The sequence below is a fragment of the Streptomyces sp. NPDC058051 genome (genome assembly GCF_042885475.1).
Classification (GTDB): Bacteria; Actinomycetota; Actinomycetes; order Streptomycetales; family Streptomycetaceae; genus Streptomyces.
Window position 1 is genome coordinate 214,587 of the sequence record NZ_JBHVRW010000005.1, and the last position, 22,209, is coordinate 236,795.

Sequence of the window (22,209 nt, forward strand, 5' to 3'; positions counted from 1 at the left end):
CAAGGCAGGAGCCGCCGATCAAGACGATCGGCGGACCAATCCCGGAAGCGGACCGATCTCCCCACCCGTGAACACGTCCGGGACGACTGAACGGTTCCCGTGCGCGAGGGGCGTCCTGCGGCGCGGGAGCACCGTGGGACGCCCCCCGGGAGAGACCGTCCGGACCCGGAGTCTGCCGGGTGACCTCTGATCGGGCGGCCACGCCCTGGCACGCGGGTGACCTCAGCCGTACTGGGCACGCAGCCTCGCGTGCACCCCGGCAGCCGCCCCGGTGTGGTCCAGGCCCAGCAGCGCGGCCCCCAGGACGGGAGGTTCCGTCACGACCCGGACCACCGCCTTCGGGGCACGTATCGTGAGGAGTTCGGCGATTCTGTCGTCGAGCCGCGGGTGGCGGGCCGCCAGCACGCCGCCGCCCAGCACCACCGGCGCCTCCTCGTCCAGCAGACCGAGCCTGCGCAGCGCGACCGACGCCATCGTCACGACCTCCCCGGCCAGCCGGTCCACCAGCGCACCCGCGACCGCGTCCCCGGCCGCCGCGGTCGCGAACAGCACCGGAGTCAGCTCGTACCGGCGCTCGGACTCGATCCGGCCCAGATGCAGCTCCTCGATCAGCGCGTACATCGAGCCGAGCCCGAAGTGCGCGGGCAGTGTGCGGGCCAGCTCGGTCGGCTCACCGCGGCCGTCCTCGGACCGCGAGGCGAACCACATGGCCTCCTCGGCGAGCCCGGAACCGCCGCCCCAGTCACCGGAGATCCGGCCTATGGCGGGGAAGCGCGCGGTACGCCCGTCCGGCACCATGCCGACACAGTTGATCCCCGCACCGCAGACCACGGCCACGCCCCGGGGCTCGTCCACCCCCGCGCGCAGTATCGCGAACGTGTCGTTGCGCACCGCGACCGTGGAACCCCAGCCGCGGGCCCGCAGCGCCGCCGCCAACTGCTCCTCCTCCACCGGAAGGTCGGCGTTGGCGAGACAGGCCGACACATGCGTGACGGGGCCGTCCGGTGCGCCGGACAGCTCCAGTGCCCGGCCGACGGCCGCGCCGAGCATGTCCACGGCCGCCTCGACGCCCACGACGGGTGGCTGGAAACCACCGCCCCGGGCGGTCGACAGCACTGTTCCGTCCGCACCGATCAGCGCCACGTCGGTCTTGCTGTTTCCCGCGTCGATGGCGAGGACCGAAGCGTTCACGCCCACGGGAGGTGCTCCCGGTTGTGCGCGATCAGCTTGTCGGTGAGCGCCTCGGCGTACGCGATCTGACCGGTCAGCGGGTGTGCGAGCAGTGCCTTGAAGACCCGGTCCCGGCCGCCGCGCAGCGCGGCCTCCAGCGCGAGGTCCTCGTACGCCGTCACGTGCGCGACCAGCCCCGCGTACAGCGGGTCCAGCTCCGGCACGGGGAGCGGCGTCGCCCCCGTGCCGTCGACCCGGGCCTGCACCTCGATCACCGCGTCGTCCGGCAGGAACGGCAGCGTGCCCCTGTTGTACGTGTTGACCACCTGCACCGCCGAGCCGCCCGAGCCCAGCAGCGAGGACGCCAGGTCCACGGCCGCCTCCGAGTAGAAGGCGCCGCCGCGCTTGGCGAGCAGCGCGGGCTTCTCGTCCAGCGCCGGGTCGCCGTACAGGGCGAGGAGTTCCTTCTCCATGGCGGCCACCTCGGCCGCCCGGGACGGCTTGGTGCCGAGTTCCCGTACGACTTCGTCGTGCGTGTAGAAGTACCGCAGGTAGTACGAGGGGACGACGCCGAGGCGGTCGACGACCGCGCGGGGCAGGCGCAGGTCGTCCGCGATCGTGTCACCGTGCTCGGCGAGCAGCCTCGGCAGGACGTTCTCGCCGTCCGGGCCGCCGAGGCGCACCCCGAGCTCCCAGGTCAGGTGGTTGAGCCCGACGTGGTCGAGGTGCACCTCGCCGGGGGTGACGTCGAGGAGCCGGGCGAACTTCCGCTGGAAGCCGATCGCCACGTTGCACAGGCCGACGGCCTTGTGCCCGGCCTGGAGCAGGGCCCGGGTGACGATGCCGACCGGGTTGGTGAAGTCGATGATCCAGGCGTTCGGGTTGGTGCGGCGGACCCGCTCGGCGATGTCCAGGACGACGGGGACGGTGCGCAGTGCCTTGGCGAGGCCGCCGGCCCCGGTGGTCTCCTGGCCGACGCAGCCGCACTCCAGCGGCCAGGTCTCGTCCTGGTTGCGGGCGGCCTGGCCGCCGACGCGCAGCTGGAGCAGGACCGCGTCGGCGTCGGCGACGCCCGCGTCGAGGTCCGCGGTGGTGACGATCCGGCCCGGGTGGCCCTGCTTGGCGAAGATCCGCCGGGCGAGGCCGCCGACGAGTGCGAGACGGTCGGCCGCCGGGTCGATGAGCACCAGCTCCTCGATGGGCAGCGTGTCCCGCAGCCGGGCGAAGCCGTCGATCAGTTCGGGTGTGTAGGTGGACCCGCCACCCACTACTGCGAGCTTCATGTCAGCCCTTTACTCCGGTCAGTGTGACGCCCTCGACAAACGCCTTCTGGGCGAAGAAGAAGACGAGGATCACGGGGGCCATGACCAGGACGGTCGCGGCCATGGTCAGGTTCCAGTCGGTGTGGTGTGCGCCCTTGAAGGATTCCAGGCCGTAACTGAGCGTCCAGGCGGCCGGGTTCTCCGAGGCGTAGATCTGCGGGCCGAAGTAGTCGTTCCAGGCGTAGAAGAACTGGAAGAGGGCGACGGCGGCGATGCCCGGCCTGGCCATCGGCACGACGACCTTCAGCAGGGTGCGCAGTTCGCCGCAGCCGTCGACCTTGGCCGCGTCGAGGTACTCGTTCGGGATGGTCAGCAGGAACTGCCGCAGCAGGAAGATGGAGAACGCGTCACCGAAGGCCATCGGGACGATCAGCGGCCAGAGCGTGCCGGACAGGTCCAGCTGCTTCGCCCAGAACAGGTACATCGGGATGACGACGACCTGCGGCGGCAGCATCATCATCGAGATGACGAGCATCAGTGAGAGGTGCCGCCCGCGGAAGCGGAACTTGGCGAGCGCGTACGCGACGGGCAGCGACGACACGACCGTGAGGACGGTGCCGAGCCCCGCGTAGAGCAGGGTGTTCCGCCACCAGGTCAGGAAGCCCGGGGTGTCGAACACCTTCCGGTAGTTGCTCCACTCGAAGGGGTGCGGCCACAGGTCGCGGGTCAGCGCCTGCTGGTCGCTCATCAGCGAGGTGAGTACGAGGAAGACGAACGGCAGCACGAAGAAGAGCGCGGCGGCGACGCCGAGCGTGTGCACGGCGATCCAGTTCAGCAGCGCCCTGCGGCGTGCCGTGCGCGCGGCCGGGGTGGCCGGGCCGGCTGCGGGGCCGGCCGCCTTGAGGGTGTCGAGCGCCTGCGGCACGTCATTCACCTGCCTGGATCAGCCCGCTGCGGCGCCGCATCAGCAGTGCGGTGAAGGCCATCGCGAGGACGAAGAGAACGAGCGCGACCACGCAGGCGGAGCCGTAGTCGAAGCGCTGGAAGCCGAGGTTGTAGACGAGCTGCGGCAGTGTCAGTGTCGACTTGTCGGGATAGCCCGGTTCGAACTGCTGCCCGGAGCCGCCCATCACACCCGAGGCGACCTTTCCGGCCACGAGCGGCTGGGTGTAGTACTGCATCGTCTGGATGATCCCGGTGACCACGGCGAACAGGATGATCGGCGAGACGTTCGGCAGGGTGACGAAGCGGAATCGCTGGAACGCGGTCGCCCCGTCCAGTTCCGCCGCCTCGTACTGCTCCTTCGGTACGTCGAGCAGCGCGGCCATGAAGATCACCATCAGGTCGCCCACCCCCCACACCGCGAGCGCGGTCAGCGCGGGCTTGGACCAGGCGGCGTCGGTGAACCAGCCCGGCGTGGGCAGGTCCAGCGCGCCGAGGAGCGAATTGGCCGGCCCCGTACCCGGGTTGAGCAGGAAGACGAAGCCGAGGGTCGCCGCGACCGGCGGGGCGAGATACGGCAGGTAGAACAGGGTGCGGAAGACTCCGGCCCCCGTCCTGATCCGGGTGATCAGCAGCCCGACACCGAGGCCGAACACCACCCGGCAGGTCACCATGACCACGACCAGCCAGAGCGTGTTGCGCAGCGCGGGCCAGAACAGTGGGTAGTCGTGGAAGACGTACGACCAGTTCTTCAGCCCGTTGAACTCGGGGGCCGCGAAGCCGTCGTAGTGGGTGAAGGAGAAATAGAGCGTGGAGATCAGCGGGTAGGCGAAGAAGACGCTGAACCCGATCAGCCACGGCGACATGAAGGCCGCCGTCCGCAGTGCCGTTCTTCTGCGCTTCGCACGGAGTGTGTACGTACTCATCGCGGTACTACTTCGCCTGGGCGATCGCCGCGTCGATTTCCTTGGCGGTCTTCTCCAGACCGGCCTTGATGTCCGTCTGCTTGCCCTTCTCGATGTCGAATCCGAGATTCTGCAGGGACACCAGGTACGCGCCGCCGTTCACCGACGGCGGGGTGGTGGTGCTGTCCGGATTCGCGGCGATGTCCAGGAACGTCTTGAACCGCGGGTCGTACGTCAGCTTCGGCGACTTCAGCGCGTCCAGTGTGGACGGCACGTTGTGGATGGCATTGGCGAAGTCGACCACCGCGTCGGTGTCGGTCGTCATGAACTTCACCAGCTCCCAGGCCGCGTTCTGCTTCTGCGAGGTGGCGGCGATACCGGCGATCGTGCCGGTCAGATAGCCCTTGCCGTACGTGTCGGCCTCGTCGTCGGCGACGGGCATCGGCGCGACCCCGATCTCGAACCCGGGGTCGGTCTCCTCGGCCATCCCGAGCCGCCACTCGCCGTCCAGCTGCATCGCCACCTGGCCGGTGTGGAACGGGTGCTTGGCGCCCCATTCGTCGCCGAACGCCGTACGGTACTTCTCCAGCTTCGCGTACCCGCCGAGGTCGTCGACGAGCTTCTTCTGGGCGGTGAGCATGGCGGCGAACGCCGGGTCCTCGGCGATGTTCGACGTGCCGTCCGCGTCGAAGTACGTCGGGTTCCAGCTGCCGAGGTAGTGATCGGTCGTCGACTCGTAGCCGTGGTAGTTCGGCATGAAGCCGAGCTGCTCGTACGAGTTGCCCTTGGTCTTCGTCAGCTTCTTGGCGTCCGCAGCCAACTCCGACCAGGTCTTCGGCGGGTTCGCGATTCCGGCGGCCTTGAACGCGTCCTTGTTGTAGTAGAGCCCGTACGCGTCACCGAGCAGCGGAACGGTGCAGCGCACACCGTTGAACTGCGTGTACTCGTTCATCGCCTTCGGGAAGGTCGTGTCCGCATCGATGCCGTCCTTCTTCAGGAAGGGGTTCAGGTCGACGAACGCCTTCGACGAGCAGAACTTGCCGACATTGTTCGTGGTGAACGAGGAGACGACGTCCGGCGCCGTCGAACCGCCCGCCCGCAGCGCCTGGTTGATCTTGTCGTCGGTCATGTTTCCGACGACCTTCACATGGATGTTGGGGTGCGCCTTCTGGAAGGCGTCGATCGTGGCCTGAATGCCCTTGACCTCGTTCGGGGCGCTCCAGCCGTGCCAGAAGGTGAGGGTCGTCTTCTTGGACGCGTCATCACTGGCACCGGAGTTGCTCTGACCCGTACAGGCCGAGGCGAACAGCGATATCGCGGCGGTCGCGGCGAGCGCGACGGCCGACTTCCGGCGGTTTCCGGACATGGCGGTGACTCCCGATGAAGGAAGGGGACAAGGGAAAGGCGGTGCGCGAAGAAGGGAGGGAGAGGGCAGGGGGAGGGAAGGGCGAGAAGAAGAGGAGGGCGTAAAGGAGGAAAGGAGGAAAGGAGGAAAGGAGGAAGGGGCGGGGCGCGGGACAGCGGTCAGCGCGAGGTGTCGAAGACCTCGTCACGCGTGGTGGCGAGTGCGCTCTCCAGCGCGCCGCGCAGAACGGGTCGGTGGGTCACCTCACCGGCGATCAGGCGGGGCCGGGAGGCCGCCAGTTCGACGAGTTCGGACTGCACCCGGCTGCGGAGCGGTTCTCCGCCTGCCGCGATCAACTCACCGGACAGCACGACGAGTTCGGGATCGAGCACGGCGACCATGGAGGCGAGACCGGTCGCGAGTCCGGTGGCGAACAGATCCAGGAGCCGCAGGTACGGGCCGTCCTCGCCCGACTCCGCGGCCCCGGCGGCGCGCGCCACCAGACGGGCGGCGACCTCGTGGTGGGTGCCGGAGCCGCGGGCCGGTTCGTCGTCGATGCCCAGCTCACGGGCCAGCCGGGACAGCACCTGCGCGCCCGCCAGTTCCTGGAAGCCGCCCGCGTTCGCCTTGGTGACCTGGCGGACCAGCGGGGCGCCGGGCACCGGCAGGAAGCCGACCTCCCCGGCACCACCGGTGAAGCCGCGGTGCAGCCGTCCGTTGATGACGAGGGCGGCACCGAGCCCCTCCTCGTTCCACAGCAGGACGAAGTCGTCGTGACCGCGCGCCGCGCCGAGCCGTTGTTCGGCCACCGCGACCAGGTTCACGTCGTTCTCGTACTCGACCGGCATCGGCAGGAACGCGGCCAGCTCCTCCAGCAGGGTGGGGGAGTGCCAGCCGGGCAGGTGCGAGGCGTACCGCAGCCGCCCGGTGCCGGGGTCGAAGGCGCCCGGGGTGCCGATGACCACGCGGTGCACCTCGGCACGGGTGAGCCCGGCGTCCTTGACCGCGCCGTCCAGCGCCTGCGCCACCTGCCGCACCACGGAGTCGGCCCGCCGCCCCGGGGTGCGCAGCTCGAACTCCCCGACCGTCTCACCGGTCACATCGGCGACGGCGGCGACGATCCGGTGGGCGTTCACATCCAGTCCCGCGACATGCGCTGCCCGCGCGTTCACCGCGTACAGCTGGGCATTGGGCCCCGGCCGCCCGGCCGCGGTCCCGGTCGCGACGACCAGCCCGGCGGCCTCCAGCCGCGCGAGGAGCTGCGACGCGGTGGGCTTGGAGAGGCCCGTCAGCTTCCCGATCCGCGTGCGGGAGAGAGGTCCGTGCTCCAGCAGCAGATCGAGGGCGGCCCGGTCGTTCATGGCTCGCAGAACGCGGGGGGTTCCGGGTGTGGTTCCGGCCATGAGCGCTGCACCCGCCTCTGTTAGGAAAGTTTCCTATTCGGTGAGAGGACGGTATGGCGCTGTCGCCGGGGCGTCAATGGGCTCCACCGCGGTGGCAACCAAAGCGTTATCCGAGGCGTTCGCGGGACGCGGGGATCCTCGGTCGCACCTCACGAACCACACCGCCGGGGAACCGAGTTGAGGCCGCGGCGACCCGTGTGCGCGTGAGGGGTGTCCCGGAACCGGACGCGGAGCCGGACGCGGGGCCGGCCGGGGTGACCGAAGTCCGCGTACGTGTGAGGGGCGCCCCGCAGGTGCTGCGGGACGCCCCTCACACGTACGGGCGGGTCCTACTTCGACATGTTCGGCGGCGGGTTGATCGGCGTCGCGGCCAGTGACTGCGGCGAGGTCGTCGACGCGTACGCGGACGGCGCGGCCATGCCGGCCGTCGGGTCGGCCGCGGAGGGCTCGTCCGCCTGGGCGGGGACGCCGGCGACCATGCGGATGTCCGCCTCGTCGAAGGCCCGCTTGATCCGCCAGCGCAGCTCGCGCTCCACGCTCAGCGCCTTGCCCGGCATCGTCTTCGCGGTCACCCGGACCGTCATCGAGTCCAGGAGCACGGAGTCCAGGCCCAGGATCTCCACCGGGCCCCACAGCCGCTCGCTCCACGGCTCCTCCTTGGCCATCTCCGCGGTGGCGTCGGAGATCACCGTACGGATCGTCTCCAGATCCTCCGTGGGGCGCACCGCCACATCGACACCGGCCGTCGACCAGCCCTGGCTGAGGTTGCCGATCCTCTTCACCTCGCCGTTGCGGACGTACCAGATCTCACCGTTGTCGCCGCGCAGCTTGGTGACCCGCAGACCGACCTCGATGACCTCGCCGGAGGCCACGCCCGCGTCGATGGTGTCGCCCACGCCGTACTGGTCCTCCAGGATCATGAAGACACCGGAGAGGAAGTCGGTGACCAGGTTGCGCGCACCGAAGCCGAGCGCGACACCGGCCACACCGGCGGAGGCCAGCAGCGGGGCCAGGTTGATCTTGAACGCGCCCAGGATCATCAGCGCGGCCGTACCGAGAATCAGGAACGAGGCGACCGAGCGGAGCACGGAACCGATCGCCTCGGAGCGCTGACGGCGGCGTTCCGCGTTGACCAGCAGCCCGCCCAGCGCGGTGCCCTCCACCGCCTGCGCGCTGCGGTTCATCCGGTCGATGAGCTTGGTGAGGGCACGGCGGATCGCGATGCGCAACACGACCGCGATCGCGGCGATGAGCATGATGCGCAGACCGGTGCTCAGCCAGGTGGACCAGTTCTCCTCCACCCAGCCCGCGGCGTTGCCGGCCTGCTCGGCGGCCTCGTCCAGCGAGCCACCGGGCCCGGGTGACGTGGCTGCGGCCAACAGGGCGGACGGGAGCACGACGGAACCTCCAGACGGACGACAGCAGACCAACCACACTAACGGGGTATCCGGAGTGTTCCCTTCTTGTGACCGGGGAGAGACCTGTCTCACGCGGGATGCGGAGGGCGTATGTGGCGGATCGCACATGGGGTGGGGCCGCAGCGGCAACGGCCCCCGCAGCGCCCGCTCCGCCATGCGGCGACGGGTGATCGGCACGGGGCGGAGAAAAAAATCCTCCCGGCCCGTTACCCGCACGTGGTGGCGCTTTGACCAGGCGTGAGGAGAGACTGAGAGCGGATCGTCCCGGCGCGAGCCACGCGCCGCCGGCGTACAAGGAGGCATCCACCGTGCCGCACGTCCTGGTTCTCAACGCGTCGTACGAGCCGCTCGGCGTCGTACCGCTCCGCCGCGCGCTCGTCCTCGTGCTCGAAAACAAGGCCATATGCCTTGAGGAGTCCGGCGCCTTCATGCACAGTGCCACCCGGGTCGTCCCGGCCCCCAGCGTCGTCCGCCTGAAGCGGTTCGTACGGGTTCCGTACCGGGGGCCCGTCCCCCTGACCCGCAGGGCGCTCTTCGCCCGGGACGGGGGCCGCTGCATGTACTGCGGCGCCGCCGCGACCAGCGTCGACCATGTCATTCCGCGCAGCCGGGGCGGACAGCACTCCTGGGACAACGTGGTGGCGGCCTGCCGCCGCTGCAACCACGTCAAGGCCGACCGGCACCTGCCGGAGCTCGGCTGGCGGCTGCACCAGCAGCCCGCCCCGCCGACGGGCCTCGCCTGGCGCATCATCGGGACCGGCCACCGCGACCCGCGCTGGCTGCCGTACTTGCAACCGTTCGGCGCGGACGACGCGATGGCCCGGATCGACGGCATCTCAGCCTGAGAGATCCGGGCCTCTGTCGTCCCCGGGCCCGGGCAGGGGCAGCCGGGGGCGACGCGGGCGCGAGCGGGACGACACGCGGGCGCGAGCGGCGCGGGTGGGAGCTGAGGGGGGGCGAGTGGCGCTGAGCGGGGCTGAGCGGGAGTGGGGCTGAGTGGCGCGTTACTCCGTTGAGGCGACCGTGTGTGCCTCCACCGACCGGAGCGAGCAGCCGTACGCGGTGACCCGGGCCTTGTCCTGGATCCGGAGGCAGTGGTTGTCCTGCGCGTCCATCCGGACCGACTCGCGCCCGCCCTGCCCGTCCCGTACGGTCGCCGCCGTCCGCCGACGGCGGCAGTCCGCGGAGACCTGGACGCGGGTGGTTGTTGTGTCGTAAATGCCCGAAGTCGCTGGAGGGGTGAGGGAGGGGTGGCCGTCGGGAGGCGACGCCAAGGATGACGCCGAATGGCCGAAAATGGCGGACAACTTGCGGAGAACCAGCCCCTGGGGAAAGAAATGTGACTCAGGGCACGTTGAAGTCGTTGTGGTAACGCCTACGTCTGCGGTCGAGTTCGCTGGGTAGGCCTGCTGTGTCCTGTTCCTCCACGGCCAGGAGGCCGCCATGCCCGCTGCCGCGCAACTCCTGCTCTCCGCCCTCTCCAAACAGGTGGTCGGTCCCGCCCCGCGGCCCGATGCTGTCCCCGCCGGTGCGCCCGGTCCGCAGTCCGGTGCCTTTCCGTTCGCCGCATCCGGTCCCGGCCCGCTGACCAGCGAGCCGCCGCTCGCCGACGCGATACCTCTCACCAGCGAGCCGCCGCTCGCCGACGCCACCCCCTTGACCAGCGAAGCCCCGCTCGCCGTCATTGCCCCGCTGACCAGCGAACCGGCCACGTCCGGCGGCGCGTGGGGCATGGAGTCCCCAGGAGTCTGAATGGGCTTGTCCCGGCTCGCCGCACTGCACGGCGTCGCCACCTCCTACTCCCCGTCCGCCGACGTCACGGTGTCCGTTCCCGAGGACACGGTCGTCGCCGTGCTCGCCGCCCTCGGCGTGGATGCCGCCACCCCCGAAGCGGTACGGGAATCGCTCGCCGCAGCCGAGTCCTCGGCCCGCTCCCGGCTGCTCCCGCGGACGCTGGTGGTGTGGGCCGGGGAGCCGTTGCCCCCGATCCTGACCGCCCTGCCGCCCGGCAGCACGCTGGACATCGGCCTTGAGGACGCCGGGTCGCCCCCGTCCCCGACGATGCGCGTTCCGGCTCACCGGCCGGATCCGGCCGTTTCGGTACGGGGCGCCGCCGACCCGGACGGTGACGCCGTGACGGGAGCGGACACGGGGGTGGGTGCGCATGCGGGTGCGGGTGCGGGTGCGGGTGCGGGCGCGGCCGGGAGCGTGCCCGACGCGGGCAGGGGCGCGGGCGGAGACACCCCGGCGGGTGCGCCCGTGCTCCCCGCCTGGTGGGCCGAACCGCCGCCCGGGGTGCACCGGTTGGCCGTGCGTGCTCCGGACGGCCGGAACACGACCTGCACGCTCGTCGTCGCCCCGCCCCGCGCGCCGCAGCCGCCCGCACGCAGCCACGGCTTCCTCGTGCAGCTCTACTCCCTGCTCTCCGCCCGTTCCTGGGGCATGGGTGACCTCGGGGATCTCGCCGACCTCGCCGCCTGGTCCGGGCGGACCCTCGGCGCCGGATTCGTCCAGGTGAACCCGCTCCATGCCGCCGTGCTCGGCGACCCCACCGATCCGTCCCCCTACCGCCCCTCGTCGCGGCGCTTCCCCGACCCCGTCCATCTGCACATCGAGTCCATCCCCGAGTACGGGCACGTACCGGACCGGGGCATCCTCGACGACCTGCGGCAGGACGCCGCGACACTCAGCGACACCGTCCTGAACAAAGGCGCCCTGATCGACCGGGACGCCGTCTGGGAACTCAAGCGCCAGGCCCTCGAACTCGTCACGAAGGTGCCCCTCACCCCGGGCCGTCGCGCCGCGTACTGCGACTTCCTGGCCGAGCAGGGACAGGCCCTGGAGGACCACGCCCTGTGGTGCGCCCTCGCCGAGGTCCACGGCTCCGACTGGCGCGCCTGGCCGGCCGCGCTCCGCGACCCCCGCTCCAAGGAGACCGCCCACGCCCGCCGCGAACTGCTGGACCGGGTCGACTTCCACGGCCGGCTCGCCTGGCTGACCGACTGCCAGCTCGCCGCCGCGCAACGCGCCGCCCTGGACGCGCACATGGCCGTCGGCATCATTCACGACCTCGCCGTCGGTGTGCACCCCGATGGTGCCGACGCCTGGGCCCAGCAGGACGCCTTCGCGCACGGCATGTCCGTCGGCGCGCCCCCGGACGCCTTCAACGCCCGCGGTCAGGACTGGGGTCTGCCGCCCTGGCGCCCCGACGTCCTCGCCGCGTCCGGCTACGCCCCGTACCGCGGGCTGCTGCGCGGACTCCTCGCCCACGCGGGGGCCCTGCGCATCGACCACGTCATGGGCCTGTTCCGGCTCTGGTGGGTGCCCGAGGGGCGCCCGCCCACCGAGGGGACCTACGTCGGTCACGACGCCGAGGCGATGCTCGCCGTCCTCGTCCTGGAGGCGCACCGGGCCGGCGCGGTCGTCCTGGGGGAGGACCTCGGCACCGTGGAACCGGGGGTGCGCGAGGCGCTGGCACGCCGCGGCGTGCTCGGCACGTCCGTGCTCTGGTTCGAACGGGACTGGTCGGGCACCGGCCGCCCACTGGCCCCGGAGGAGTGGCGCGAGGGCTGCCTGGCCACCGTCACCACGCACGACCTGCCGTCCACCGCCGCCCGGCTGACCGGCGACCACGTGACCCTGCGCCACCGCCTCGGTCTGCTCACCCGCGGGCTCACGGAGGAGCTGACCGCGGACGCGGCCGACACCTCCGAGTGGCTGGCCCAGCTCACCCGCCTCGGCCTGCTGCCCGAGGGCGAGGGCGACGAGGAGGGCGCCGTGCGCGCCCTGCACCGCTTCCTGCTGCGCACCCCCGCACGCATGGTCGGAATCTGGCTGCCCGACACGCTCGGCGACCGCCGCCCGCAGAACCTCCCCGGCACCTGGGACCAGTACCCCAACTGGCGACTGCCCGTCGCCGACGCGGAGAACCACCCGGTCACCCTGGAGGAGCTGGCCGCCGCACCCCGCCTGCACGGCCTGATGGAGGTCTTCCGGCCGGGCGGAGGCGGCCTCGGACCCCGCTCGGGAGCTCACGGACCCTGCTCAGGAGCTCACGGACCCCACCCGGAACCCCGTCCGGAACCTCGTACGGCACCCCCGGGCGCGCGCCCGTCGTAGGCGTTCGCTACGTTTGCACCGTGGACAAGAAGAACGCAATGCGCGCCGGCGCCGTGGCGGCCGGTACGACGCTGATGATGCTGCTCATGTCGTCCCCCGCGCTTGCGCTGACCCGTGACGACGGTGACGACCCGGGCCCCGGTCTGAGCGTGATCGAGACGGTCGGTCTCTACGTCGTGGCTCCCATCGCCCTGTTCGTGGTCATCGCGGGCCTCGTCATGGTCTTCGACAAGTCCAAGAAGCAGGCCTGACACCTCGGCTCCTCCCGTGTGCGCCGCCGGTACCCCGTACCGCGCGGCGCACACGCGTGTCCGCGCCGGGGCGCCCGCTCCCCTCACCCCGCCCCCGGCCGCGCACCACGACAGCCCGCGCCCCGGTTCGCGCTGCGGCCCCCGCCGCCGGACCCCGGTCCGTGCGCACGCACCACGAAGGGGCGCCTCCCGCGATCGCGGGAGGCGCCCCTCACTGCGTGCCGTGCGGCTGTTACGCCCTGGCTGCCGCCGCGTCCGCCGCCTGGGCCCTCAGCGCGCGCTCCACGCCCGAGCGGGACTCCGACATCAGCCGGCGCAGGGCCGCGTTCGGTTCCGCCGAGGACAGCCAGGCGTCCGTGGCGTCCAGAGTGGCCTGGGAGACCTGGAGGGCCGGGTAGAGGCCGACGGCGATCTGCTGCGCCATCTCGTGGCTGCGCGATCCCCAGACGTCCTTGACCGCCGCGAAGAACTTCTCCGTGTACGGGGCCAGCAGCTCGCGCTGGTCGGTCTGGACGAAGCCGGCGATGACCGCCTCCTGGAGGGAGTTCGGCAGCTTGTCGGACTCCACGACCGAGGCCCACGCCTCCGCCTTCGCCTCCTCGGTGGGGCGTGCCGCGCGGGCGGTCGCCGCGTGGCGCTCGCCCGCCGCCGTTTTGTCACGCTCGTACTCGCCGGCGATCTCGTCCTCCTCGAACACGCCGGTGGCGGCGAGCCGTTCGACGAACGCCCAGCGCAGCTCCGTGTCGACGGCCAGGCCCTCGATCGTCTCCTTGCCGTCGAGCAGCGACTGCAGCAGGTCCAGCTGCTGCGGGGTGCGCGCCGTCGCCGCGAAGGCGCGGGCCCAGGCCAGCTGGTGGTCGCCGGCCGGCTCCGCCGCGCGCAGGTGCGCGAGGGTGGCCTCGGTCCACTGCGTCAGCCCGGCCTCGCGCCACTCCGGCGCCGCGTACAGGTCCAGTGCCAGCTTCACCTGGCGGTGCAGCGACTGGACGACGCCGATGTCCGACTCCTTGCCGACGCCGGAGAGCACCAGGGAGAGGTAGTCGCGGGTCGCCAGCTCGCCGTCGCGGGTCATGTCCCAGGCGGAGGCCCAGCACAGGGCGCGGGGGAGGGACTCGGTGAAGTCGCCGAGGTGCTCGGTGACGACGCGCAGCGACTCCTCGTCGAGGCGGACCTTCGCGTAGGAGAGGTCGTCGTCGTTGAGCAGGAGCACGGCGGGGCGGGCGGTGCCGGCCGGGAACGGGACGGCCGTGCGCGCGCCGTCGACGTCCAGCTCGATCCGGTTCGTACGGACCAGCTTGCCGGAGCCGTCGAGGTCGTAGCACCCGATCGCGATGCGGTGCGGCCGGAGCGTCGGCTCACCCTTCGCACCGGCGGGGAGGGCCGGGGCCTCCTGGAGGACCGTGAAGGACGTGACGTGGCCGTTCTCGTCCGTGGTGATCTCCGGGCGCAGGACGTTGATGCCCGCCGTCTCCAGCCACGCCTTCGACCAGGTCTTCAGGTCGCGGCCGGAGGTCTCCTCCAGCGCGCCCAGCAGGTCGGACAGACGGGTGTTGCCGAACGCGTGCGCCTTGAAGTACGCCTGGACGCCCTTGAAGAACTCGTCCATGCCGACGTACGCCACCAGTTGCTTCAGGACCGAGGCGCCCTTGGCGTAGGTGATTCCGTCGAAGTTGACCAGCACGTCGTCCAGGTCATGGATGTCCGCCATGATCGGGTGCGTGGACGGCAGCTGGTCCTGGCGGTAGGCCCAGGTCTTCTCGCTGTTGGCGAACGTGGTCCAGGAGTTCGGCCACTTCGAGCCCTCCGCGTACGCCTGGCAGGCGACCGAGGTGTACGTGGCGAACGACTCGTTCAGCCACAGGTCGTTCCACCACTCCATGGTGACGAGGTCACCGAACCACATGTGCGCCAGCTCGTGCAGGATGGTCTCCGCACGCCGCTCGTACGCCGCGTCCGTCACCTTCGAGCGGAACACGTACTGGTCGCGGATGGTGACCGCGCCCGCGTTCTCCATCGCGCCCGCGTTGAACTCCGGGACGAACAGCTGGTCGTACTTGGCGAACGGGTAGGCGTAGTCGAACTTCTCCTGGAACCAGTCGAAGCCCTGCCGCGTCACGTCGAAGATCGCGTCCGCGTCGAGGTACTCGGCCAGCGACGGACGGCAGTAGACGCCGAGCGGAACGGACCGGCCGTCCTTCTCGTAGCTGCTGTGCACCGAGTGGTACGGGCCGACGATCAGGGCCGTGATGTACGTCGAGATGCGCGGCGTCGGCTCGAACGACCAGACGCCGTCCTGCGGTTCGGGCGTCGGCGAGTTCGAGATGACGGTCCAGCCCTGCGGCGCCTTCACGGTGAACCGGAACGTGGCCTTCAGGTCGGGCTGTTCGAAGCTCGCGAAGACGCGGCGCGCGTCCGGCACCTCGAACTGGGTGTAGAGGTAAGCCTGCTGGTCGACCGGGTCGACGAAGCGGTGCAGGCCCTCACCGGTGTTGGTGTACGCGCAGTCGGCGACGACCTTCAACTCGTTGGATCCCGCGACCAGGTGGGGGAGCTTGATGCGCGAGTCACGGAACACGGCCGCCACGTCCAGCGCGGCGCCGTTCAGCTCGACCTCGTGCACGGCCGGGGCGATCAGGTCGATGAAGGTCTCCGCACCTGCTTCGGCGGAGTCGAAGCGCACGGTGGTCACGGATCGGTAGGTGCCGCCCTCCTGCGCTCCGGAGAGGTCGAGATCGATCTCGTACGCGTCCACGGTCAGCAGGCGCGCCCGCTCCTGTGCCTCTTCGCGGGTCAGATTGGTGCCAGGCACGCGGTCATCTCCTTGGTTTGTGGTGTTTCGGGTCATCCTTCCACGCCACCTGTGCGCAGCGCGATGTCCGATATCCGCCGGACCGCGTCCGCACGGCGGGACACACTCGCCATATGACCGCATACGAGGCACGACCGATCGATCCCGCCGCGCTCAAGGAGCTCCGCGACACCGATGACGCGGGCCGCCCCTGCGCCCCGTACACCGCCACCGACAGCGGCGACCCGCTCCGCTGCTGTCTGCGCGGCAACGAGGCGGGGGAGCGGATCGCCCTCGTCTCGTACGCGCCACTGCGCCGCTGGGCGGCCGCGACCGGGGCGAGGCCGGGGGCGTACGACGAGCAGGGGCCGGTCTTCATCCACGCGCGGGAGTGCGGCGGCCCCGCGGCCGACCGGGCCGGGTACCCCTTCTCACGGGCGGGAGCGGTGCGCACCGTCCGGCGCTACGACGCGGCCGGCCGCATCGTCGGCGGCCGGCTGCTGGAGATCCCGGCCGACGAGGAGCGGGGGTACGACGAGGCCCTTGCCGCGGCCTTCGCCGACCCGGAAGTGGCACTGGTGCACGTCAGGGCCATGGAATACGGGTGCTTCCAGTTCGAGGTGCGCCGCCCCCGGTGATGCGGGGCGGGTGCTGCGGGGCGGGTGATGCGGGGCGGGCCCCGCTCCCCGGTCGTCGCTCCGTGGCCCTGCCCCGGCGCCCCGGCGCCCCGCTCCCCGGTCGCCGCCCCGCGCCCGCCGTCGGACGCGTCAGCCGTTCAGCTCGGCCGCCACCAGCTCCGCGATCTGCACCGCGTTCAGCGCCGCGCCCTTGCGCAGGTTGTCGTTGGAGACGAAGAGCGCGAGGCCGTTCTCCACGGTCTCGTCGACGCGGATACGGCCGACGAAGGAGGCGTCCTTGCCGGCCGCCTGCAGCGGGGTGGGGATCTCGGAGATCTCGACGCCCGGGGCGTCCTTCAGCAGCTCGTATGCGCGCTCGACGCTGATCGGGCGGGCGAAACGCGCGTTGACCTGGAGCGAGTGGCCGGAGAAGACCGGCACCCGGACGCAGGTGCCGGACACCTTGAGCTCCGGGATCTCCAGGATCTTGCGGGACTCGTTGCGGAGCTTCTGCTCCTCGTCGGTCTCGAAGGAGCCGTCGTCGACGAGGGAGCCGGCCAGCGGCAGCACGTTGAAGGCGATCGGACGCTTGTAGACGTCCGGCTCGGGGAAGTCGACGGCCTCGCCGTCGTGGGTGAGCTTGTCGGCGTCGGCGACGACCTTGGAGGCCTGGCCGTGCAGCTCGGCGACACCGGCCAGGCCGGAACCGGACACCGCCTGGTAGGTGGCGACGGTCAGCGTCTGGAGGCCGGCCTCGTCGTGCAGGGGGCGGAGCACGGGCATGGCGGCCATCGTGGTGCAGTTCGGGTTGGCGATGATGCCCTTGGGCCGGTGCGCGATCGCGTGCGCGTTGACCTCGGAGACGACGAGCGGGACCTCGGGGTCCTTGCGCCAGGCGGAGGAGTTGTCGATCACGACGGCACCCTGCGCGGCGACCTTCTCGGCGAGCGCCTTCGACGTCGCTCCACCGGCCGAGAACAGCACGATGTCGAGCCCGGAGTAATCAGCCGTGGAGGCGTCCTCGACGGTGATCTCCCGGCCCTGCCACTCGATCGTGGAGCCCGCGGAGCGCGCGGACGCGAACAGTCGCAGCTCGTCGGCCGGGAACTTCCGCTCGGCCAGAATCCTGCGCATGACTGTGCCGACCTGACCGGTGGCGCCGACGATTCCGACCTTCACAGGGACTCCTTCGAACGTACGAACTGGCAGGTTGCCGGTCCATGATGCGTATGTCCACGGCTTCCTTGTCCAATCCATTGTCCGCGCTGCGGACAGTGCCTGCCCGGCGGAGGCGCTCGGCGGTGGGACGGGTGCTCTTCCGGCGCCCGGCCGGGCGCAGAGCAGTGGGGCGGGAGCTCTTCCGAGCGCCCGCCCCACTGTCGTACGGATCACACGGTGACCGCGGTCACCGCCGTGGTGCCACCCGCTACTGCGTGACCTTCTCGATCACGACGCTGCCGGTGCCCGCCGCGGTCCCGTGGCTGTTCACCAGGTGGACCTCGCCGAAGAACTGCCGGCCCTCGGGTGCCGCTCCGCCGACCGAGACCTCGGCGCCGATCTGCGCCGAGGCGCCGTTGGCCAGGTTCACGGCCTTCGACTCGTCGACCTTGATCGTGCCGAGCGACGGCGCGTAGTACACGTCGCGGTAGTTGTACGTGGTCGTGCCGGCCGGGACGCTGTAGCCGTCGATCACGATGGTGTACGTGCCGGCGGCAGGGTTCACCAGGCTGACCGACTCCTCGGACCCGGCCGTGGTGGAGCTGCCGACCTGGGTGCTGCCCTTGAAGACGTACAGGTCGATGTCGGCGTTGTTGTCCGACGTACCGCCGATGGCGACGTCCAGCTTCTCGACGCCCTCACCGATGGTGACGGTGTACTCCTGCTCGTCGCCCGTGCCGATCGACGGCGTGTCGACCTTGGCCGAGCCCAGCGAGCCGCCCTGGAGCGTGCCCTCCAGGTCACCGGCGTTGTTGGTGACGGTCCAGTCCACCGCGGCCGGCGTACCGACCTTCGCCTCGTCGATGGTCTGCACGGCCGGGTCGAAGGTCGCACCGAGCAGCGAGACATCGAGCTTGTACGGGTTGTCCAGCAGCGGCGACGTACGCCGTGCCTCGACCTCGATCTCCCAGACGCCGGGCTGCGGGTCCTTGTAGGAGCGCACGTCCGGGCGGCAGGTGTTGGCCGGGTTCTCGTAGTTCGGGTAGCAGTAGATCGTGGAGCTGTCCTCGATCGGCACCCCGTACGGGTGGATGGAGATGAAGCGGGTCTGGCTGCCCGAGCGCAGCCCGCTCATCGCGACCTCAAGGGTCTTGGCGCCTTCCGGCACGGTCAGGAAGTACGACGTGGTGCCGTTGCGCTGCACCGAGCCGGACGCCTTGAACGCGTAGGAGGGCTTCACGAGCGGCGTGGAGACGACGACCGTGGAGAGGATCTGCTGGTCCACGCCGACGGTCTTGCTGTCGTCCACCTGCAGGATCGCGCTGTGCACACCCGCGCTGCGCGGCTGCGCCTGAACCTTGACGGTGACCGGCTTGCCCAGCGGCAGCGAGACCGTGCCGGAGCCGGTCAGCTTGAAGGTGCCGTCGTTGTTCTTCCACGACAGCTTGTGCTTGACGTCCTTGTCCGGACCCGTGGTGCGGGTGATCGTGACGTCGTACGACTTCTTCTGGCCGGCCTTCAGGCCGCCCTCGCGGTCGTACAGACCGGTACCGAAGCCGGGGGTCTTCAGCGCCCAGTCGATCGAGGTGTCGACCGGGGCCTTCACCGTGTACTCGTGCGCCGGGGAGCCCTGCTTCTCGATCTGCTTCCAGGCGCCGACGATGTTGATCAGACCGGCGCCCTGGGCGTGCGCGGGCACGTCCTTGATGTGGGTGGCGGTGCTGGTCAGTGCGGTCCGCAGATCGGCCGGGGGCAGCTCGATGTGCTTCTGCTTGGCGGCCGACAGCAGCAGTGCCGTCGCACCGGCGGCCTGCGGCGAGGACATCGAGGTGCCCTGCAGCATGGAGTAACCCGCCGGCAGGCTGTAGCCCGCCTCCTTGACCGGGCCGCCGGGCAGCCAGGTCTGGGTGGTGTTGATCGACGCACCCGGGGCGGTCAGGATCGGCGCGAAGCCGCCGTCCTCACGCGGACCGCGCGAGGAGAAGGGCAGCATGTCGTACTTCTTGGTGACGTTCGAGCCGTAGTTCGCGGCCCAGGTCTCCTTGGAGATGGCCGCGCCGACGGAGATGACGTGGTCGGCGAGACCGGGGTCACCGATGGTGTTGACACCCGGGCCGTCGTTGCCGGCCGAGATGACCAGCTGGACGCCGTAGATGTCGATGAGCCGCTTGTAGAGCTCGGCGCGGGCGTTGTTGCCGTCGTTGAGCGGCGGCAGGCCACCGATCGACATGTTGACGACGTCGACACCGCGGTTCACGACGAGGTCGATCATGCCCTCGGTGAGCGCGATGTTGGTGCAGCCGCCGGACCAGGTGCAGGCACGCGAGGAGACGATCTGCGCGCCGGGCGCGGCGCCGTTCATCGCGCCGCCGAAGAGCCCGTTGGCGGAGGTGATGCCCGCGACGTGGGTGCCGTGCTCGGACTCGATGACGCCGATGTTGACGTAGTCGGCCTTGTCGCCGGCCGCGTTGTACACGACGTCCTTGCGGGTCTCCACGACGAACGGGATGCGCTCGACGACATCGGTCGCCGGGTTGTCCGTGCCGAAGTAGCCGACCTGGTGGCCGTCCTTGTACGGCTTCATGACGGCGTCGTCGGTGAAGTCGGCGTTGTTGTTCAGGTCGACGCGGACGGTGCCGGCGACCGGGTCGTAGAGCACGGCCCAGACGTCGGTGGTGTCGCCGTCCCGGTTCAGGTCCCCGGCCATGTCGCCACCCTTGGTGGCGGCCTCGGAGAAGAGCTGGATCTTGTACGAACCGGTCGGCGCCGAGTAGGTCCGGCCGCCGATGGCGAACGTCGGGCCGGACACCGAGGCCGACATCCGCAGCCAGGTGCCGTCGCCGTCGCTGACCGGGTCGGTGGCCGTCACCCAGTCGACGATCTTGCGCTCGCCGGTGGTGGTCTTCTGGAGCGCCGGGTGGCCGAGATCGACCCCCGAGTCCAGGATGCCGATGGTCACACCCCGGCCGTCGGCCTTCGGGTGCTGCTTGACGAAGTCGACCGCGCCCGTCTCGAAGGACGGGTTGTACGGGTTCTTCGCCGGGGTGTTCTTGCCCGGCGCCGGGTAGGTGCCGGTGGACTTCGCCGTCGCGCCGGCGGCCCGGTCGGCCGTGGGCGTCGGGTCGTCCAGCTTGATCTCCTGCTTGAGATCGATGCCGTAGACGGACGACAGCTTGGAGGCCGCCTTGATCGTCGCCTCGGCGGACGAGGTGGGCACGGTGGCCCGCACGTAGCCGAGCTTGTCGTACGTACGTCCCAGCACGGACCCCTTGACGGCGTCCAACTGCTGGGTGACCTGCTCGGTCGCACCGGGAGCGGTGGCGACCATCATCGTGATGCTCTTCTCGCCCTCGGCCTTGGCCTTGGCCAGAACATCGGCGTCGGCCTTGCCGAGCTTGTCGGCCGTGGCGCCGCCTGCGGCGGACTTGACCGGAGCGGGAGCGGGGTCATCGGCGGCGAAGACCGGGGCGGCGCCGGTGGCGGCCAGCGCGGCCACCAGACCGGCGGCAGCCGCCACTCGGGCCACGCGTCTCGCCCCGGGTATGGAACTGGGGGACTCGGAGGTCATCAGCATCCCTGAATTGAAAGAGAGAGTCCGGAATTCGGTACCGGATGACCGCTCACCCTTTCGTAAATGACAGGGGTTTGTGGAGAGTTGCAGGGGGCGAGATGTTGACATGGCGCAATCCCGCCAACGTGGCTGATGTGCCATCAGGAGCAAAAAGGTGGATAAGTGGCCGCTGTGGCCCGTTTTCAGCGAGGGAGGACCATCACGTACGCGGCCGGTTCACGATCGGCCGCCGCCATCAGCGCCGTGCGTACCACGACCGCCTGCTGCTCCCGCGCGTCGCGCAGCTTCTTCGGCGAGAGATGGACGACCGTGACGCCGAGCCGTTCCAGATGCTCCCGCTTGGCGGCGTACGCGGTCCACTGCGTGTCGTGCTCCTCCTGGCGCCGGTCGTCGTCGAGTCTGCTGTGCCGCGGCGCCCTGGTGTCGAGCACCGCGGCGACCGCCTCCTGCGGCCAGAAGGCGTCCACCGCGCCGAGATGCGGACCGCCGGGCAGTCGCAGGTCCACGTTCCAGAGCGGTTCCGGCAGACCATACGCCCGCACCATGTCGTACAGCCGGCTCTCCGCCAGTGCCCGGCCCTCGGCGAGCAGTGACTCGACGGCGTTCACCACCTGAGGGCGGCCCAGCAGTCCGGCCCGGCTCAACTCGCCCACGACGGCGGCGGGCTCGCAGTGCCCGCCGCGCACCGCCTCGATGAGCAGGCGACGTACGACCGCGGCGTCCCCGAGCCCGGCGACCGCGTCCGCGAGCGCCCGCTCCGCCGGTGCCACGGGCAGGCCCCGCACCTGCTCGGGGCGGGGCGGCTCGGAGGTCCGCACCAGGCGGACGTACCGGACCGAGCGCGTCCGGCGGGTGCGGGGCACCAGCACGTCGATCCGGTCCGACGACGCGGGCGGCGTGACCGCGATCCCGTGCAGGGCGAGCGCGGCGAACCCGGTGACCACGGCCTCGCCGTACTCGGGTTCCGCGTCCGGCGGCTGCTGGGCGGTCGCGGACCCCCGGCCGGAGGCCGACGGCCGGCCCGCGTACAGCAGGGCGGAACGCAGCCGCTCCTCGCCGGTGGGCGGTTCCGGGTGCAGGACGTACACGCCGGGCAGCGGCTGCTGCCACGGCCCGCCGGTCCTGCACTGCGCGGCGGCCTGTGCGGCGGACACGCCATGCGCCCTCAACTGCGCTGCGGACAGCACACGTTGACGGACGTCGCCGGTGTCGCGGCGGTGACACGGGGAGAGCGGGGTGTTCTTGGTCATGCTCCGGTGT

General features: G+C 70.8%; 17 protein-coding genes. 5 read left to right on the forward strand and 12 right to left on the reverse strand.

The annotated features are described in order from the left end of the window. Positions 1 to 222: 222 nt before the first annotated feature. The 7 genes from ACFVUT_RS10955 to ACFVUT_RS10985 form a co-directional block, all read right to left on the reverse strand. A complete protein-coding gene (locus ACFVUT_RS10955; protein ID WP_389645298.1) occupies positions 223 to 1,197 on the reverse strand; it encodes an N-acetylglucosamine kinase in 975 nt (324 codons plus the stop codon). Beyond that, positions 1,188 to 2,453, reverse strand: a complete 1,266-nt coding sequence (locus tag ACFVUT_RS10960) for a 6-phospho-beta-glucosidase (RefSeq protein WP_389645301.1) — start codon at positions 2,451 to 2,453, stop codon at positions 1,188 to 1,190. The genes ACFVUT_RS10955 and ACFVUT_RS10960 overlap by 10 nt, the downstream gene beginning before the upstream one ends. Before the next feature lies 1 nt (position 2,454). Then, complete coding sequence (locus ACFVUT_RS10965) at positions 2,455 to 3,357, reverse strand: carbohydrate ABC transporter permease (protein ID WP_389645304.1); 903 nt, start codon at positions 3,355 to 3,357, stop codon at positions 2,455 to 2,457. A 1-nt stretch (position 3,358) separates the two neighbouring features. Next, on the reverse strand, positions 3,359 to 4,300 hold the full coding sequence (locus ACFVUT_RS10970; protein WP_389645307.1) for a carbohydrate ABC transporter permease: 942 nt from the start codon (positions 4,298 to 4,300) through the stop codon (positions 3,359 to 3,361). 7 nt (positions 4,301 to 4,307) lie between these two features. Beyond that, positions 4,308 to 5,645: an ABC transporter substrate-binding protein gene (locus ACFVUT_RS10975; RefSeq protein ID WP_389645310.1), complete on the reverse strand. Its 1,338-nt coding sequence runs from the start codon at positions 5,643 to 5,645 to the stop codon at positions 4,308 to 4,310. 158 nt (positions 5,646 to 5,803) lie between these two features. Continuing rightward, complete coding sequence (locus ACFVUT_RS10980) at positions 5,804 to 7,027, reverse strand: ROK family protein (RefSeq protein ID WP_389645313.1); 1,224 nt, start codon at positions 7,025 to 7,027, stop codon at positions 5,804 to 5,806. A 329-nt stretch (positions 7,028 to 7,356) separates the two neighbouring features. Then, on the reverse strand, positions 7,357 to 8,424 hold the full coding sequence (locus ACFVUT_RS10985) for a mechanosensitive ion channel family protein (RefSeq protein ID WP_389645316.1): 1,068 nt from the start codon (positions 8,422 to 8,424) through the stop codon (positions 7,357 to 7,359). A 329-nt stretch (positions 8,425 to 8,753) separates the two neighbouring features. Here ACFVUT_RS10985 and ACFVUT_RS10990 point away from each other — a divergent pair, with 329 nt between their 5' ends. Then, complete coding sequence (locus tag ACFVUT_RS10990) at positions 8,754 to 9,290, forward strand: HNH endonuclease (protein ID WP_389289322.1); 537 nt, start codon at positions 8,754 to 8,756, stop codon at positions 9,288 to 9,290. A gap of 159 nt (positions 9,291 to 9,449) precedes the next feature. Here the strand turns inward: ACFVUT_RS10990 and ACFVUT_RS10995 are convergent, their stop codons facing one another. After that, complete coding sequence (locus ACFVUT_RS10995) at positions 9,450 to 9,719, reverse strand: hypothetical protein (protein ID WP_389645319.1); 270 nt, start codon at positions 9,717 to 9,719, stop codon at positions 9,450 to 9,452. Positions 9,720 to 9,888: 169 nt separating this feature from the next. On the opposite strand from ACFVUT_RS10995, the gene ACFVUT_RS11000 reads away from it, so the two are divergent. Genes ACFVUT_RS11000 through ACFVUT_RS11010 form a run of 3 tightly spaced genes read left to right on the forward strand, consistent with a single transcriptional unit; the run spans position 9,889 to position 12,815 of the window. Next, positions 9,889 to 10,197, forward strand: coding sequence for a hypothetical protein (locus ACFVUT_RS11000; RefSeq protein ID WP_389645321.1), 309 nt, complete (start codon positions 9,889 to 9,891; stop codon positions 10,195 to 10,197). After that, complete coding sequence (malQ, locus tag ACFVUT_RS11005) at positions 10,198 to 12,564, forward strand: 4-alpha-glucanotransferase (RefSeq protein WP_389645324.1); 2,367 nt, start codon at positions 10,198 to 10,200, stop codon at positions 12,562 to 12,564. 20 nt (positions 12,565 to 12,584) lie between these two features. Continuing rightward, positions 12,585 to 12,815, forward strand: coding sequence for a hypothetical protein (locus ACFVUT_RS11010; RefSeq protein WP_389645327.1), 231 nt, complete (start codon positions 12,585 to 12,587; stop codon positions 12,813 to 12,815). Between the two features lie 232 nt (positions 12,816 to 13,047). Here the strand turns inward: ACFVUT_RS11010 and pepN are convergent, their stop codons facing one another. Continuing rightward, on the reverse strand, positions 13,048 to 15,624 hold the full coding sequence (pepN, locus tag ACFVUT_RS11015; RefSeq protein WP_389645330.1) for an aminopeptidase N: 2,577 nt from the start codon (positions 15,622 to 15,624) through the stop codon (positions 13,048 to 13,050). 113 nt (positions 15,625 to 15,737) lie between these two features. On the opposite strand from pepN, the gene ACFVUT_RS11020 reads away from it, so the two are divergent. Beyond that, complete coding sequence (locus ACFVUT_RS11020) at positions 15,738 to 16,241, forward strand: DUF1203 domain-containing protein (protein WP_389645333.1); 504 nt, start codon at positions 15,738 to 15,740, stop codon at positions 16,239 to 16,241. Between the two features lie 129 nt (positions 16,242 to 16,370). On the opposite strand, the gene ACFVUT_RS11025 is transcribed toward ACFVUT_RS11020, so the two are convergent. From ACFVUT_RS11025 to ACFVUT_RS11035, 3 genes are all read right to left on the reverse strand, one after another. After that, positions 16,371 to 17,399: an aspartate-semialdehyde dehydrogenase gene (locus ACFVUT_RS11025; protein WP_389645336.1), complete on the reverse strand. Its 1,029-nt coding sequence runs from the start codon at positions 17,397 to 17,399 to the stop codon at positions 16,371 to 16,373. A gap of 247 nt (positions 17,400 to 17,646) precedes the next feature. Beyond that, entirely contained in the window at positions 17,647 to 20,952 is a 3,306-nt protein-coding gene (locus ACFVUT_RS11030; RefSeq protein WP_389645339.1) for a S8 family serine peptidase, read from the reverse strand. A 179-nt stretch (positions 20,953 to 21,131) separates the two neighbouring features. Further along, positions 21,132 to 22,199 carry a hypothetical protein gene (locus tag ACFVUT_RS11035; RefSeq protein WP_389645342.1) on the reverse strand — a complete coding sequence of 356 codons (1,068 nt, stop codon included), beginning with the start codon at positions 22,197 to 22,199 and terminating at the stop codon, positions 21,132 to 21,134. Positions 22,200 to 22,209: the final 10 nt, after the last annotated feature.